The 15,357-nt window shown below is 41.1% G+C and carries 18 protein-coding genes; 5 read left to right on the forward strand and 13 right to left on the reverse strand.

Going from position 1 to position 15,357, the window contains the following annotated elements:
- Positions 1 to 131 precede the first annotated feature (131 nt).
- The 3 genes from KNO99_RS02425 (at position 132) to KNO99_RS02435 (ending at position 3,544) form a co-directional block, all read left to right on the forward strand.
- Complete coding sequence (locus tag KNO99_RS02425; protein WP_214744936.1) at positions 132 to 1,028, forward strand: aldo/keto reductase; 897 nt, start codon at positions 132 to 134, stop codon at positions 1,026 to 1,028.
- Between the two features lie 285 nt (positions 1,029 to 1,313).
- Positions 1,314 to 2,579, forward strand: a complete 1,266-nt coding sequence (locus KNO99_RS02430; RefSeq protein ID WP_214744938.1) for a hypothetical protein — start codon at positions 1,314 to 1,316, stop codon at positions 2,577 to 2,579.
- 107 nt (positions 2,580 to 2,686) lie between these two features.
- A complete protein-coding gene (locus KNO99_RS02435) occupies positions 2,687 to 3,544 on the forward strand; it encodes a pirin family protein (RefSeq protein WP_214744940.1) in 858 nt (285 codons plus the stop codon).
- 38 nt (positions 3,545 to 3,582) lie between these two features.
- On the opposite strand, the gene KNO99_RS02440 is transcribed toward KNO99_RS02435, so the two are convergent.
- Genes KNO99_RS02440 through KNO99_RS02455 form a run of 4 tightly spaced genes read right to left on the reverse strand, consistent with a single transcriptional unit; the run spans position 3,583 to position 5,241 of the window.
- On the reverse strand, positions 3,583 to 3,882 hold the full coding sequence (locus KNO99_RS02440; RefSeq protein ID WP_214744942.1) for a hypothetical protein: 300 nt from the start codon (positions 3,880 to 3,882) through the stop codon (positions 3,583 to 3,585).
- Positions 3,883 to 3,886: 4 nt separating this feature from the next.
- A complete protein-coding gene (locus tag KNO99_RS02445; RefSeq protein ID WP_214744944.1) occupies positions 3,887 to 4,360 on the reverse strand; it encodes a GNAT family N-acetyltransferase in 474 nt (157 codons plus the stop codon).
- On the reverse strand, positions 4,360 to 4,659 hold the full coding sequence (locus tag KNO99_RS02450; RefSeq protein WP_214744947.1) for a hypothetical protein: 300 nt from the start codon (positions 4,657 to 4,659) through the stop codon (positions 4,360 to 4,362). The genes KNO99_RS02445 and KNO99_RS02450 overlap by 1 nt, the downstream gene beginning before the upstream one ends.
- 57 nt (positions 4,660 to 4,716) lie before the next feature.
- On the reverse strand, positions 4,717 to 5,241 hold the full coding sequence (locus KNO99_RS02455; RefSeq protein ID WP_214744949.1) for a GrpB family protein: 525 nt from the start codon (positions 5,239 to 5,241) through the stop codon (positions 4,717 to 4,719).
- Between the two features lie 150 nt (positions 5,242 to 5,391).
- Here KNO99_RS02455 and KNO99_RS02460 point away from each other — a divergent pair, with 150 nt between their 5' ends.
- A complete protein-coding gene (locus tag KNO99_RS02460) occupies positions 5,392 to 5,937 on the forward strand; it encodes a TraR/DksA C4-type zinc finger protein (RefSeq protein ID WP_074035454.1) in 546 nt (181 codons plus the stop codon).
- 223 nt (positions 5,938 to 6,160) lie between these two features.
- On the opposite strand, the gene KNO99_RS02465 is transcribed toward KNO99_RS02460, so the two are convergent.
- The 9 genes from KNO99_RS02465 to murQ all read right to left on the reverse strand — a co-directional run bounded on the left by KNO99_RS02465 (position 6,161) and on the right by murQ (position 13,748).
- Entirely contained in the window at positions 6,161 to 7,024 is an 864-nt protein-coding gene (locus KNO99_RS02465) for a MurR/RpiR family transcriptional regulator (RefSeq protein ID WP_214744951.1), read from the reverse strand.
- 16 nt (positions 7,025 to 7,040) lie between these two features.
- Entirely contained in the window at positions 7,041 to 7,940 is a 900-nt protein-coding gene (locus KNO99_RS02470) for an N-acetylglucosamine kinase (protein WP_214744953.1), read from the reverse strand.
- A gap of 62 nt (positions 7,941 to 8,002) precedes the next feature.
- Positions 8,003 to 9,088 (reverse strand): DUF871 domain-containing protein, encoded by a 1,086-nt coding sequence (locus tag KNO99_RS02475; protein ID WP_214744955.1) that lies wholly within the window; start codon positions 9,086 to 9,088, stop codon positions 8,003 to 8,005.
- Positions 9,089 to 9,104: 16 nt separating this feature from the next.
- Entirely contained in the window at positions 9,105 to 9,431 is a 327-nt protein-coding gene (locus tag KNO99_RS02480; RefSeq protein WP_214744957.1) for a PTS lactose/cellobiose transporter subunit IIA, read from the reverse strand.
- 30 nt (positions 9,432 to 9,461) lie between these two features.
- A complete protein-coding gene (locus KNO99_RS02485; RefSeq protein ID WP_214744959.1) occupies positions 9,462 to 10,805 on the reverse strand; it encodes a 6-phospho-beta-glucosidase in 1,344 nt (447 codons plus the stop codon).
- Positions 10,806 to 10,838: 33 nt separating this feature from the next.
- Complete coding sequence (locus KNO99_RS02490; protein ID WP_214744961.1) at positions 10,839 to 11,123, reverse strand: hypothetical protein; 285 nt, start codon at positions 11,121 to 11,123, stop codon at positions 10,839 to 10,841.
- A gap of 66 nt (positions 11,124 to 11,189) precedes the next feature.
- Positions 11,190 to 12,485: a PTS sugar transporter subunit IIC gene (locus KNO99_RS02495; RefSeq protein WP_214744963.1), complete on the reverse strand. Its 1,296-nt coding sequence runs from the start codon at positions 12,483 to 12,485 to the stop codon at positions 11,190 to 11,192.
- Positions 12,486 to 12,520: 35 nt separating this feature from the next.
- Complete coding sequence (locus tag KNO99_RS02500; RefSeq protein WP_214744965.1) at positions 12,521 to 12,829, reverse strand: PTS sugar transporter subunit IIB; 309 nt, start codon at positions 12,827 to 12,829, stop codon at positions 12,521 to 12,523.
- A 34-nt stretch (positions 12,830 to 12,863) separates the two neighbouring features.
- Positions 12,864 to 13,748: an N-acetylmuramic acid 6-phosphate etherase gene (gene murQ / locus KNO99_RS02505; protein ID WP_214744967.1), complete on the reverse strand. Its 885-nt coding sequence runs from the start codon at positions 13,746 to 13,748 to the stop codon at positions 12,864 to 12,866.
- A 266-nt stretch (positions 13,749 to 14,014) separates the two neighbouring features.
- On the opposite strand from murQ, the gene anmK reads away from it, so the two are divergent.
- On the forward strand, positions 14,015 to 15,163 hold the full coding sequence (anmK, locus tag KNO99_RS02510) for an anhydro-N-acetylmuramic acid kinase AnmK (protein ID WP_214744969.1): 1,149 nt from the start codon (positions 14,015 to 14,017) through the stop codon (positions 15,161 to 15,163).
- The last annotated feature ends 194 nt before the right edge of the window (positions 15,164 to 15,357 follow it).

The raw sequence follows: 15,357 nt of genomic DNA on the forward strand, positions 1-15,357 counted from the left end.
TGTTTCTCTTCTTTACCATCATAGCGCATACAAGCTCATTTGACGCTAAAACTGCTCGAGGGGGTGACAAGTGACGCGCTTTCTTTGAAGACGTATAATGAAAAGCGACTGACAACCAAGGAGGAGTTATTATGCAACGCATCGCTTTAACAGAAGAATTATCATTCTCACGCGTCATCCACGGAATGTGGCGGCTCGCTGATTGGGACATGACCCCACAGGAACGTCTCACGTTCATCGAACAATGTCTCGAACTCGGCATCACGACGTTCGACCATGCAGATATTTATGGTGGTTATACATGTGAAGGATTATTTGGGGAAGCGTTAAAACTAAAACCTGAGCTCCGTGACCAAATGGAGATTGTCACAAAAACGGGCATCAAATTGACAGGATCATTCAATCCGGGTCAAACGCTCAACTATTATGACACGACAAAAGAACATATCATCGCGCAAGCGGAGCGTTCGTTAAAAGAACTCGCCATCGATCACATTGATACATTATTGATTCACCGCCCAGATCCGCTCATGAACCCAGATGAAGTGGCCGAGGCCTTCATTACGTTGCGTGATAGCGGGAAAGTACGTGAGTTCGGTGTATCCAACCACGTACCGTCTACACAGAACTTGCTTCAATCACGTCTCCCGTTCCAACTCGTGACGAACCAACTTGAACTCTCTCCAATGCAATTGAAACACTTTGAAGATGGAGCGGTTGACCTTTGTCACGAAAAACGGATGCCACTCATGGCTTGGAGCCCACTCGCAGGAGGGCAGCTTTTCAAAGACGAACAGTACGCACCTCTTCGTGAAAAACTCGAGGAGATTCGCGCACGTCACAATGCGAGCGGAATCGATTCGATTGTGTATGCATGGCTCATCAAACACCCTGCGAACATCATGCCAATTATCGGATCAGGAAAAATCGAGCGCGTTCAAACAGGTGTCGACGCACTTCAAATCGATCTCACGCGTGAAGAATGGTTCGAAATTTTGAAGGCAGCACGCGGTCGAGATGTTGATTGAAGGGAACTTCATCAAATAAATTCCATCGAATTCTAATCTGATGATTTAGACGAAAATTGCTATTTTTCGAATCTGCTTCAAATCAACGTTTTTTCGTCAAAAATCGACACGGCAAAAAAGGTTAAAAGTAAAAATAAAACATAAATGGTTTCATCCCCCGTTCAGTTCAAGTTGGACGGGTTTTTTAATTTTTTTTTAAAATAACACATTAATTTTCCTAAGACTAAAGTCACAAAAAAATGGTGCTAGAATGGTGAAAGTGATTCATCGAAGGAGAGTACCGATGTGAAAAAGTACCTGATTTTCAGTACCCTCGTCATCCTATTTTTCTTATTCGGGTGCGAGGAAGAACGCGCACTCCGACTCCAACCTGCTCCAGAATATTATCAAGGACGTGCCTTGTTACCGAATGGACAACAAATCGAAATGCCAGAATCCGATCGCGCATTAATCATCGAATTGTGTCAACCAGACAATGCAGTTTCGACAATCCCGAGCGGCGAGAGACATTGGCTTGGAACGGTCACGTTGACACAGCCCTTAACAGATGTCGCCACGTCCTCTGCTTTCCCGACGGCCACATTGTTTACAGTCAATAATGAATCGTATGTACAATGTCAGCTAGACTCGATTACGTATGTCACCAAAACAAACAATCTTCCTGAAAGCTTACATGATGTCCAATATACAGCAGACTCTTATCCAGATATCGCGAAGATTCGCTCTGCCGAACCACATGAATATGACCACTTTGCTGAAGAGATGAAAAAGCCGATAGGTAATGAGCCCTATCCAGAACGAACCGGAATCGAACATACCCTCTTCCATATCACGATGCCGTTTAACGGAGAAATTGAACTGACATTGACATCGTCAGAAGGAGAAGAGCGTCTGATGATTCCAATTGATGCATCGCGTCATCCTTATCTGTCAGTAGGGCTCGGGACAGAGCAATCGGATGATACGTTACAATATGCGATTTACACCAGTTCAGATCAAAACGATTATCAAACGGTCTTACGACCGAAAGATGGTCATATGTCACAGGTATTCGGTGCGAAGGCAGCATCTCAATTGCCATCTGTTCTTATACCCGGACACAGCTATCCACTGTATAGTTTTACGTACATGAAAGACGGAACGGCACACCGTCAACTCGTCTCCATCACGTATCACCAACCAGAATTAATATATGGAGAGGCATTGAATGAACAGATTCATGAAACGTTAAGCGGTGAACGCCATGCCCTGTTTCATGAGTTAGCGCTTCTCGGTACAGAGTCAAAAGACGCCTCGTTTTTACAACACGTCGGAACAGAAGAAGTAGACTTTCTCTTCCGCGCGATTGAACAGGCGAATGCGACATCTCATGCAGGAACACCTGCACCCGTTCCTTATTTGACACTGTTTCAAGGCGTATGTGCCCAAACGTTTGACGTGAGTTATGACGGGAACGATGTCTACGTAACGAATGCGGAGACGGGGGCCCACTTTAAACTGTTACGTGAGGACGCCATCAAGTGGCACAACCTGTTCACAGACAATAGTTGATTCGGCAGATGCCAAGCGCATCTGCCTTTTTTGCATATCCATGAGGCAAATTAAACCCTGACGAAAACGTTTTTTGGGAAGATAAAAAGAGAAAGGAGTGAAGTGTTGTGACCAATTCATTTATAAGAGATGTCGACAAGCATTGGCGCGTCAATTATCGCCAAAACGGATATCCGCACGTTCAACAAGGTTGGGTATTACCACCTGAACAAAAAGAAGCATTCGACCCCTTCATTTTGATGGCCGAAGACTGGTTCAAACGGGGGACGTTTTCTGACCATCCTCATCGTGGGTTCCAGACGATCACATACGTCATCGACGGGCGGCTCGAACACATTGACAATCATGGAGGACATTCGATTTTAGATGCTGGTGATGTCCAATATATGAATGCCGGATGGGCGGCTCGCCACGCTGAGGAAGCCGTCGATGATGACCTTATCCATACCCTTCAATTGTGGTTGAATTTGCCGAAGTCACTAAAAACAACGACGACCTCTTATCAAAATGTGTATGTCGAAGACGCGCCGGTTGTTCTGATTGACGGTGGGCAGCTTCGTGTCTACTCTGGCGAAATCGCTGGTGTAAAAGGACCGATGGAGAGTCTCGTTCCAATCACGATGACCGAGGTCTTGCTGAAAGAAGGCAGTGCGTATGAACATGTCCTTCCTGCGAACCATAATAGCTTCCTATATGTTCTCGCCGGATCAATCGAAGTTGGAGCGTCCAGCATTCCACTCAGCAAAACGGACGTGGCGACACTGACGTTTGATGAAACGTCCGATGCGATGAGTAGCCTTCACCTCCAAGCGACAAGCCGCACACGCGTCCTCATCTATTCGGGAAAGCCGATTAGGGAAGAGTATATCGCGCACGGTCCTTTTGTCATGAACACCGAAGAAGAGATTCGCCAAGCCTTCCGCGACTATCACAGCGGCGGCTTCGGTCCCCCAGCCGTCAAATAAACAAAGGGAGCATCTCATTCGCGAGAGCTCCCTTCCGTTTATTTTTCCGGTTGTAATACGGTTTGTTGTGTCGGAACGTGACCGATTGGTACAGTACGCTCCACGAGGACATAACGTTTGCCCTCCACTTCGAACTTACGGTCCCCAAGGTAGTGGGCAGCCTTGCCGTCTTCATATAGCTTCGTCAAAATGGCAGGCACGTATTCTTCTAACTTCGTGTAATGCTCATCGAGGGTTATCACGATATTTCCCCCTTTATATCCGAGCCAATAACTATAAAAGAACCAACCCAATGAAAGCACCCCGAGAATTCCTAATCCGATTGTGATCCACTCCATTTGCTCATTCCCCCAATGTTTTGATGACAATCTGACGTTTCGGAACGAATCCAATCTCGTCGTAAAAAGAGGCCGCTTCGCTGTTGATCATCCAATAGTCCAATTCAATCGACTTGAATTGGTGATCAAGTGCCCATTGCTCAATCCACTCCATCATGCGTCGTCCGTATCCCTTGCGCTGATAGATCGAATCGATGCTGATATGATGCACATAAACGGTTCGGACGGCTTGACGAAAGGCAGTCGCCTCACTCACTTTCTCCTCGAACCATATGTAGCCGACAGGGATTGCTTCTACTTCCAGCACCATGAAATGATGACCCGGTCTCCCTATCAGTGTCAGAAAGGCTTCATACATCTTTTCTTCTTGATACTCCGCAAAGTAATCTGAATTCATGCGAACATGATGCTCATGAATGGAACGATTTAATCGAGCGATGAGTCGGGCATCTGTTGTTGAGACGAACACGCTATCCATCAACCGTTAAATCCTGTGTGATTCCGATCTTCTATCACACCATGTGGTTTTTCAGTCCCATGCAACGTATGCTCTTTCGAAGTAGAAGTCCCTTTCCCTGCTAGGCGACGTTGAAGCGGACGGGCCAAGAAGTAACCCATAAGAAGCGAAATCGGCAACACAAGAAAAAATGAACCGAGTACCGTCAACATATACCCTTTATCTGTATCTCCGGCGATCATTCGGAGGACGAAGAACAACCCGACGAATACGAGTGCAGCCAAGGAGTATTCTACGCATTTTCCAAGAAACCACTTCATATGAGATTTCCCCCTTCAAGGTTTGATGTATTATACGACGATTCCCACAAAAAGGTTTCACACGCCATGATTTTCTTTATACCACTTCGTCGCCAGTCGTTCCGTTTCGATGATCCACTCATGTTTTCCTTGAATGTAGCCTTCCATATCTTCCGGATGTTGCGCTGCGAGCTGCAACTTCAATTCTCCATACGTATCGCGCACCTCAGGGAATGTACGTAAGTAATCCCGGAAGGCGAGGTGTCTCACCACATCTGGGTTTCCTTCTTCAAACACATGTACGTGAACCGTCCGCTCTTCTTCCCCTTTCCGGAAATAGCGACGCTTTGGAATACCGTATTCACCGAGCCCTCGATACCCGAGCGCTTCCATCCGTTCCGTATACGCATCAACTCGTTCGATGTCCCGTACGACAGGCATCATATCGATGATTGGCTTCGCCGCGAGTCCTTCGACCGAGGTGCTCCCGATATGATGAATCGCGACGAGCTCTCCTTCAAACAATCGGCGCAATTTCCCTGCCTCTTCTTCAAACCGACTTTGCCATTCTGGGTTGTAGGAAACCACTTCGACTTTTCGCATGATTCGTTCCTCCTCACTAAAATCCATATGCTCTATTGTCATCATACCCTTTTCGCCTCTCGACATAGTGGATTCCACTTCAAAAGGTTTGTGCGCATATAAAATGGGAAACCTTATATTAATGACTTGAGAACTGGAGAGTGAATCAATATGTTGACTGCAGAACAAATCGAAACGTTTAAAAAACGTCTATTGAAAGAAAAAGCAAAAACTGAAGGGTACATGGATAGCCGAGAAGAGACGTACGATGAAGGCGAGCTCTCTCATTACGATAATCACCCGGCTGATTCCGGTGAAGAACTTTTTTTACGTGAACGCGACCAAGCACTGAATGAGCTCGATGAAGAGTTTTTGAGCGATGTCGACAAGGCGTTACTCGCCATCCAGAACGGTACGTATGGCAAATGTGAAGTGTGCGGGAAAGACATTGAACTGGACCGGCTTGAAGTCATCCCGGAAGCCACGTTATGTATCGAGCACGCTCGTGCCCAGGAAGAGGAAGAGCACGAACATGAACTCGATCGACCGGTCGAAGAAGACGTATTGAACCCGAATGAGACGGCCCGTCGCAAAGAACTGGACGGAACGGATGAACCCGGACAAAAGACGGATGCCTTTTCACAAGTTGAAGATTACGGAAGTTCGGATACGATTGCCGATAGTGAAGGCAATCACGACCCGACACGCGAACAATAAAAAGGTATGACTTTTTTGGTTTCTACTTTCACTTCGTGTTGTCTGCTCATCATCAGATAACCTGAAAAATTGGCTCCCTCTCCCCGCAATCCTTCTTTTAAAAATTAGAGTCCGCCAAAAGAAACGAGATTAAGGGTATATCAAAACCCTGACTACCATTTTTTTAATAGTAGTCAGGGTTTTGATATACCGGAACATTGAATTTTTAGCAACTATATTAAGGTCAATCCAAGTTTCTTTTCGTAAATTTTAAGACTGATTCTCTTGAACGTTCAATTTCATTCTTATCTTCATTATAAAATTTAGACAAATAAGCATAGAATAGAATACTTACCGCAACATGTTGAGCAAATAACGAACTTGTTGCGGCACTCCTATATATTGCTTCAGGGGCTCGAACATGATGAAGCGACATGTCTACTTTTTTCGATAAACGATTACTGCCGAATCTTGACAACCCGATTGTTTTTATTTGATATGTTTTTGCAATGTCAACAAGTTGGAGAATTTCTTCTGTTTCACCGCTGTTAGAGATACAGAAAAATATTGTGTTTTTTGGTGCTGCGCCAAGTGCAGTTGTTGTTATGTGCGGATCTTGATAGGCATTGACAACTTTTCCGAGTCGAAGCCACTTCTGAGTAATGTCTTCGGCAATTAGCCAAGAAGCCCCGAGTCCATAGACATAAATGACATCCGCTTGTTCGATACTATCAATCACTTGTTCAACAATCTCTTCATCGAGTAAATGACTCGTTTCTTGAATAGCTTGAACTGAATTAGAAACAATTTTTTCCTTGATGGAAGAGATCGGTTCATTTAGTTCTATATCAAAAAAGCCTTGTTTTTCAGGATACGCCAAAAGTGAAGACAATGAAACTTTCAACTCCGAAAAACTATTCACTCCGATCGAGCGACAAAATCTCGTTACTGCCGAACTACTAGCATCTGCTTGAAGAGCAAGTTCATGTATGCCCATTCTCGATATGTCATTAGGATTTTCTAGAATATACACTGCAATCTTTCTCTCGGACTTAGGCAGTTGATTCAATAAACTCTCTATTCGTAACAAAATATTTTCAACACGCATCGTTTTTCTCTCCTCATTATGTACCAATACGTTTTAAAGCTAAATAGTAACACCCTAATGTAGATGATACATCTTTGGTAATTATATTCGCCTTCGGATTTTCCTCTAAAATTTGTTTAATAAAGGATTCTTGCACATTTTTTACATTTATTAGTACACTTCCCTTTATTGCTATTGTAACATTTGGTGGGAGTTTTAATGCATTACATAATAGGATAGTCTTGTTCGCCAGATGGATACCTGCCCTCTCGAGAATATCACGTGAAAAGGCATCACCGGAATAGGCATGCTTTACAATCAATTGAGTGAAATCAGCAATCTCCGCTTTTGTCGCTCGATAAATAAACTTTTTTAATTCTGATACATTATGATATCCAAGCTTAGAAAGGATGTCTACTGACAATGCACTATATGGCAAGGCTAAGTCTTCTTCCTTCGTCATATTGATAAAAGCCTGCATCGCAATCCAATATCCACTTCCTTCATCGCCTAAAAGGTGCCCCCATCCACCTGCCATTCGCTCATGACCGTTATGCATACCAATGCTAACAGATCCTGTACCAGAAATAGTTAAAACACCGTCTTCACCCTTCAAAGAGGCTGCGTGCGCGATGATTCCATCGTTGAATAAGGAAAATGGGATAGAGAATGTTTCCTGTAACGCATTTTCGATGGTTTCGGTATTTTCGACACCTCCAAATCCCGCCAGTCCTATACAAATGTATTTACAATCTTGCTTTTTAAGAGGCGCTATACAATCTTGTATAGCTCGAACAATATGATGAATTGCTTGTGTTTCATCAATAAGCAAATTACCGAATCCAGATTTACTTTCGCTTAACTTATTTCCGTTCAAATCATATGCAACAGCCTCTGTTTTTGTTCCTCCACCATCTACTCCAACTATATAATTCATCCTGTTTCTCCTTTCAACAAAAACGGAAGGAATTGCGGATATTCCTCCCGTTTTTTCCTCTTTTATTTTATTGAAAACTGAAATTTATCCCACGGTTCTAAATAATCTAGCAACATTATCTCGTTTTCATCTATTCTACCGACGACATTCGTCTTTCCGGTGTTTTCCATATCTTTTAAAGCAATTTGTAATTCGCCTTTGTATTGACCGTAACGTTCATTTTCAATAAGAATATCCCCACGTTTAATATTAGGAGTATATGTAGGCTTAAATGTTTCTTGTTTATATTTTACTCTTGATTGAGTAGATCGAACGAGATATTCAGATACATCTCCACGATAAAAGTGAAGTTCTTCTAATACGATTCTCTTTTCTAAATCTGTGATTGTATTGTGTAAATCAATTTTAAATGTAATCATCTCATTATTGACCATACTTAAAGCTTTTAATTCTTCTTCCGATGCGTAAGCATTAGCGATGATGATGTCATCAATCAATCCTGTCGCATATAAATGCTTCGCTTGAGTAGTAATCGGCAATTCACGATGAATTTCAAGTGTACATAGACCTTCTGTAACCGGCCACGGACCAAATGTTGCTGTTTGTGAGTTAACAAATGCAGTCGTACGAATGTTATGCTTTTTAAATTGTTCACAGCATTTTATAAAGTGCGAATAGCTCAACCCTGCATACCGATGAGGATAAAAATTATGCGATCCCTCAAGGTTTTCTTTTTTTGGTCTATAAGAGATAATATTGTCCAAATATTTATTAGCATTACTCATAGGAATTTCGATTTTTAAGTTATATGGATTATGAGTCATAATCGCTTCTTCATGTCCTGTAAACCCTGCATCCAAACGAACTCCATAGGCTCCAAGCTCTGCGAAATAAGATAAATCATCGTATGAAATTCCTAGTTTACTGAAAACTCTCGGCGCTATGTCAATCATAACTTCCATACCTAATTCATTCGCATACGAAATCGTTTCCTTAAAATCTTTCATAATCTTATCTCGATCGCCTTCTACGGATAGGAGGCAAGTGAAGATTTTATGAAATCCATTTTTATGTGCCAAAGCTATATATTCTTTATCTTTCTCTACCGAAGAGTGTTCAGGGTAGATTGAAATCCCAAGTTTTTTCATATTAATCACCTCTTTTTTAATCGTTTGGGCTTAATTTTTTTATAATTCGAATCATATGTTCGATCAGTTTCTGTTCACTAATCGCCGTCATTAAATGATCCTGAGCATGAATCATCAGCAACGTTTTCTCACTCGGTGTACCATTCAATTCAGCTTGAATGAGCTTTGTTTGAGTTTTATGCGCTACGTTAAGTTCTTCAGAGGCTTTTTTTAGCAAATCTTCCGCTTTATCAAAATTGAAATTCTCGGCTTCCGTTAACGCCTCAAATGCAAATCCTCGCGCATTGCCACCATGTAAAATAATTTCAAATATTTCAATATCTTTAGTTTCTACTTCTTCCATTATTAAAACTCCTCTACATAATGTTATACTTCAAACAGTTTCTACAGATTGCTCTTTATAGAAAAGCGGTAAATGCTCTTTATGAGCTTCGAGTAATTTTTGAAGTACTTTTTCAGCTAAGTCATCACTTGGAATGAGTGGATTAATCGTCAATGCCAGTAGCGCTTTATCATATGATCCGGTAACGGCTGCTTCTGCACCAACTTGTTCAAACGATTTAATTTGTTGGATCAGCCCTTGTATTTGCACAGGGAGTTTTCCCATTGTCAACGGAATCGGTCCATGTTTTGTCACAACACAACTGACTTCGACAGCTGAATTGTAGTCAAGATCAGCAATCGAACCTTTGTTTTGAACGTTTAATACTTGAATATCTTTTTTATCGTTATAGATAGAAGAGATGACGTTACATGCCGCGTCACTATAGTACGCTCCTCCGCGCTGCTCTAATTGAGGTGGTTTTACATCCAAGTTTTGATCTTTATACAGTTCAAACAAACCTTCTTCTAATTCTTTCACAATTTCTGCTCTGGTTTTTCTTAATTCGAAGGCGTCCAACTCTTCTTCTAAAATATTTTGAGTTTTATAGTAGTAACGATGATAAGGACAGGGAACAACTTCTAATGACTTTAGGAAGTTTGAGTTCCACGGGAGTGGGGCAATGTTCTTCATAGTAAGTTGAATATCCGGGTCTCCAAGCATTTCAAGCACTCTACTTGTCACATCCTGGTCATCGAGGTAAACATGAAGACCGAATACCATATGATTCAAACCAGCAAAATCAATATGTACTCTATCCATGTCAACGCCAAGCATTTTTGAAATAGAAAGATGCATATTAAATGGGACATTACATACTCCTATCACTTTTTTATGTCCGCTATAACGCAACAAAGCTTCAGTCACCATACCTGCTGGGTTCGTAAAGTTGATCAACCACGCCTCGGGGCACAACTCCTGCATTTCGGTCGCTATTTCTAACAACACAGGAATTGTTCTAAGTCCCTTGAACAACCCTCCTGCCCCATTTGTCTCTTGACCAATCAGTCCCATTTGAAGAGGAATGCGTTCGTCTTTTATTCTTGCATCCAACAGTCCGACCCGCATCTGTGTTGTGACAAATGATGCGCCTTTTAAAGCCTCTCGTCGATTCATTGTGATATGAATCTCCATAGGAACTCCTGCTTTTTTAACCATTCTTTTTGCAAGTTCTCCTACAATTTCAAGCTTTTCTCTACCTTCTTCAATATCTACAAGCCACAGTTCACGAATCGGTAATTCCTTATAACGTTGGATAAACCCTTCAATCAGTTCTGGGGTATAGCTCGATCCACCCCCAATGGTGGCGACTTTTAAACCTGGTTTACTATTCATTTTCTCTCACCTCATCTTGTATTTCTTTTTGATTTAGCCATAAAGAATAGAAAAACAAACAGACCCACTCAAAATCAAAAGGCTCAGAAGTAAAATACCGGCCTTTTTCTTTTGTTTAAATTTCCCTTCAACCCAAACTAGTACAAACACCAACCCCACACTTATTCCAACTGTATTTATTAAAAACAAAGATAATGTTTCATTCACACCAAACCCTGTTAGCAACGGATTCACCACAAGATTTAGTGCAAGAATAAAACTAAAGAATAAAAAAGCACTTTTGTATGAAAAGAAATGGATTTTTTGTGCTGCTTTCATCGTGTTTTCCCTCTTTCCTGATGAATAAAAGGAGCCTAGGGCAATATCCAGACTCCCTTTGTATTCTTATAGGGCGACTTTATTTTGATCTTCAGACGCTTCAGCTTCAACAGCTTCCATCTCAAGAAGCTTCTTATCATACATTTTGAAGAACGGTAAGTAGATTCCGACAGAAATTGCTATGTTCGTTACACAAAGTACAATTGCACGCCAATCTCCACCTGTCGATAAGTACGCTCCAATTGGTGCCGGTAAAGTCCATGGAACCATGACATAAGTAGGGTTAACTAGCCCAATTGATGTGGCGATATAAGCAAGAGTAGCACCAATGAGTGGTGTGACAATGAATGGAATAATTAAAATAGGATTTAAGACAATCGGCATTCCAAAAATGACCGGTTCATTGATATTGAAGAGACTTGGAACAATTGTAGCTTTTCCCATCGCTTTACTGTAACTTGATTTTGCTGTCAACAACATCGCAATGACTAATCCAAGAGTCGCCCCGGATCCTCCAATCCAGATGAACCATTGGAAAAACGTTTCTGGAGCAATGTGGGGAATTGCGTTACCGGCAGCAACCGCTGCAGAGTTATTCGCCAAATATACTTCCCAAACTGGTCGAGCAACGGCACCAACCACGGATACCCCGTGAATACCAAATGACCAGAAAAAAGTAATTAAGAAAACTGGAACGAGAACACCTGGTAACGTATCGCCCGCACTGACTAATGGGGCTACAGCTTTATCGATTAATGAATGCATGTCAACGTCAAGTACGACTGTAATAATTGTCATAGCAACTAGTACGAGCGTTACCGGGATCAAGGCTTCAAACGAACGTGCCACAGATGTAGGCACAGAGTCCGGCATTTTTATCGTAATATTCTTTGTTTTACAGAAGCGCAATACTTCTACAGAAAAAATAGAAACGAGCATCCCTACAAACAGTCCATGTCCTCCTAGGTTTGCCATCGGTAAGACAAAACCGACACCTTCCATCACGTTTATTCCGATGGTGAAAAGGAATGCTGAAAGTGCTAGCAATCCACCGGACAAAGGATCAAGTTTATAACTTTGGGACAGACTGTACCCAATACCAAACGTAATATATAAGGTCATGATATACATCGTGAGACGATAAGGAATTAGTATCTCCGCAATATGGCTTGCCGCCCATTCTCCTAAGGCAGAATCAGCAGATACTGGAGGGAATGCAATGAGTAGAAAAAGACTTCCAAAGATAATAAAAGGTAGTGCAGATACTACGCCATCACGAATTGCTCTAAGGTGCTTTTGTTCAGATAATTTAGCCATTGGTGTCGATAAATTATTTTCTAAAAAAGACACAAATTTTTCCATGCGACTTTTCTCCTTTTATTGAAATGTTATCAATATTATTTTTGAAGCGTCTCATTAATCAATTTTAATAGCGCTGGTCCTCCAAGTGGACTGTAAGCTTGACCAGGGATCACCCCACATGGAATGCCCGCTGCATCTGCCGATTCTTTAAACCCATCAAATCGGTGTTTCACTTGTGGCGCTACCATAGCTACGTTCCATCCATTTTTTACTTCAGATTCAAATTCTTGAGTCCCAACTGCCAACACTTCTAGTGATTGACCTTGTTTCTCTCCTTCTTTTTTGAGAGCGTTTACAACAATTGCACTAGACATTCCACCTGAACAAACAAATAATACTTTCATTTTCCTTCCTCCTCTTTTGCTTTAGTAATAAAATTTAAATCGCTTGCCTCACAAAACCTTGCGCGGTTCTTAAACGGCTGGTCGCCTCTTCATATGAAAGGTTTGTTAAGATCATCACGATCGCAATTTTCGGCTGTAATTTTGCTTCTAATAAATATTTTTCAGCAATTTCATAACTGCATTCTGTCGAATCCATGATAATGCGTTTTCCACGCTCTATTAATTTTTCATTTGTGAGCTGTAAGTCCACCATAAGGTTCCCATAAACTTTTCCCACACCAACCATTGATGCTGTAGAAAGCATATTACATACAAGTTTTTGAGCAGTACCAGCTTTCAGTCTTGTTGAACCAGTCAACACTTCCGGACCAGTAACAACTTCAATAGCAATATCTGCTATTTCGCTGATTTTTGAATCTTTATTACAGCTAATTGAAACTGTTTTTGCATTGATTTGATGAGCATATTTCAAACCACCAATAACGTACGGTGTTCTGCCACTAGCAGCTATACCGACCAAAATATCTTTACTTGTTAATTGGATACGCTTCAAATCTTCGACTCCCAAGTCTAAACTGTCTTCCGCACCTTCTACCGCTTTAATAAAAGCATTCTCTCCACCGGCAATTAATCCGACTACTTCACTTGGATCCGTGTTAAACGTTGGTGGACACTCAACAGCGTCTAACAAACCAATTCGTCCACTAGTTCCTGCTCCAAGATAAATTAAACGGCCTCCTTGTTTCTTTGCAGCAATAATTGCGTCTACCGCTTTTGCAATCTGTGGGAGCTCTTTTTTAACACAAACAGCTACTTTACTGTCTTCTTCATTCATCACTTCTAAAAATTCAAGCGTTTTCATTTCATCTAAAAACATTGTCTTTTTATTGCGACGTTCAGTTGTCAAATGATCTAGCATACGGTTATCACCTTTTTCCTCCAAAAAAATATGTAAGCGCTTCAGCACAAGAAAAATATAACATCATTAAAAATAATTATCAATACTTTGTATACATTTTTAAAAAAAAATTTTAAAATAAGGTACGATACCAATCAGCCTAAAAGTCTAGGTTTATGGAAAGGTATCATTTTTCATAATGAACATTCGTGAATATTTATTAAGTAACGAGTGTATATACAATTGGTATGCAGCAAAAAATAATATAAGAAGGTAGGTAATTAGAAATGTATGTTGTAGGATTAATGTCAGGTACATCACTGGACGGGATAGACGCCGCGCTAATTAAAGTTTCTGGCACTGGGCTTCAAACTAAAACGGAAGTCATCGAGTTCCTTACTTATCCGTTCCCAAAAGAGATTGAATCGGAAATCATACAGTCCATTTCTGATAAAAATTCAAATGTTCAACTGATTTGTAGTCTCAATTTTAAATTAGGAAAACTATTTGCAGATGCAGTAAAAGAAGTCTGTAAAAAAGCTAACTTTCCGCTAGATAAATTAGACTTGATTGGGTCTCATGGTCAAACAATCTATCACCAACCAAAACATGAACATTCATTTGTACCGTCCACACTTCAAATTGGAGAAGCTGCTCTTATTGCTTATGAAACGGATACAACAGTCATTTCGAACTTCCGTGCTATGGATATGGCTGCAGGAGGTCAAGGTGCACCTCTCGTTCCTTTCACTGAATACATTCTTTATCGAAGTGAAACAAAGGGAAGACTTCTTCAAAACATTGGGGGGATAGGCAATGTTACCGTTATTCCTAAAGGAGCTTCATTAAGCGATATGGAAGCCTTTGATACAGGCCCGGGAAATATGATCATCGACGGAGTATGTAGACAATTGTTCGGGGTGAATTACGATAAAGATGGGGAGATTGCAGGGAAAGGAACTGTGAATGAAGCGTTATTATATTACTGCATGGCTCACCCTTATATTATGAGCAGTCCCCCCAAATCTACTGGAAGAGAATTATTTGGTAAGCAGTTTGTTGTAAAACTGTTAAAAAAATTTGGCACACTCCCAAAAGAAGACATAGTGACCACCGTCACTATGTTTACCGCGAAATCTATTGTTGAAAATTATAAAGCTTTTGTCTTTCCCAAAACTAAAATAGATGAGGTAATCATTGGCGGAGGAGGCAGTTATAATTATACGCTCTTAAAAATGATTCAACTTCTTATCGGAAGTTCGATACAGGTAAAAACTCAAGAAGATCTAGGTTTTTCATCGGAGGCAAAAGAGGCGGTAGCCTTCGCTCTACTTGCGAATGAGACTTTTTACCGCAATGCTAATAATGTTCCGACCGCAACAGGTGCACACAATCCAGTTATTCTTGGCAATTTAACGTATCCTCCAAGAGGCTAATCATACACTGCGATTTTCAAATGTCTAAGAATCAGGTTTTTATCCTGGTTCTTTTTTTAGATTACAAAGGTTACTCTGTAAAGAGAGTGTAAGTGAAAATCGTTCAAAATAACGAAGAAAAACGAATTTATATAAGACATTATAAACGTTAAAACGACTTGATTTCCGTCACAGAGGGATATCAAGTCGTTTAA

This window comes from Exiguobacterium sp. s189 (genome assembly GCF_018617615.1).
GTDB classification, from domain to species: domain Bacteria; phylum Bacillota; class Bacilli; order Exiguobacteriales; family Exiguobacteriaceae; genus Exiguobacterium; species Exiguobacterium aestuarii_A.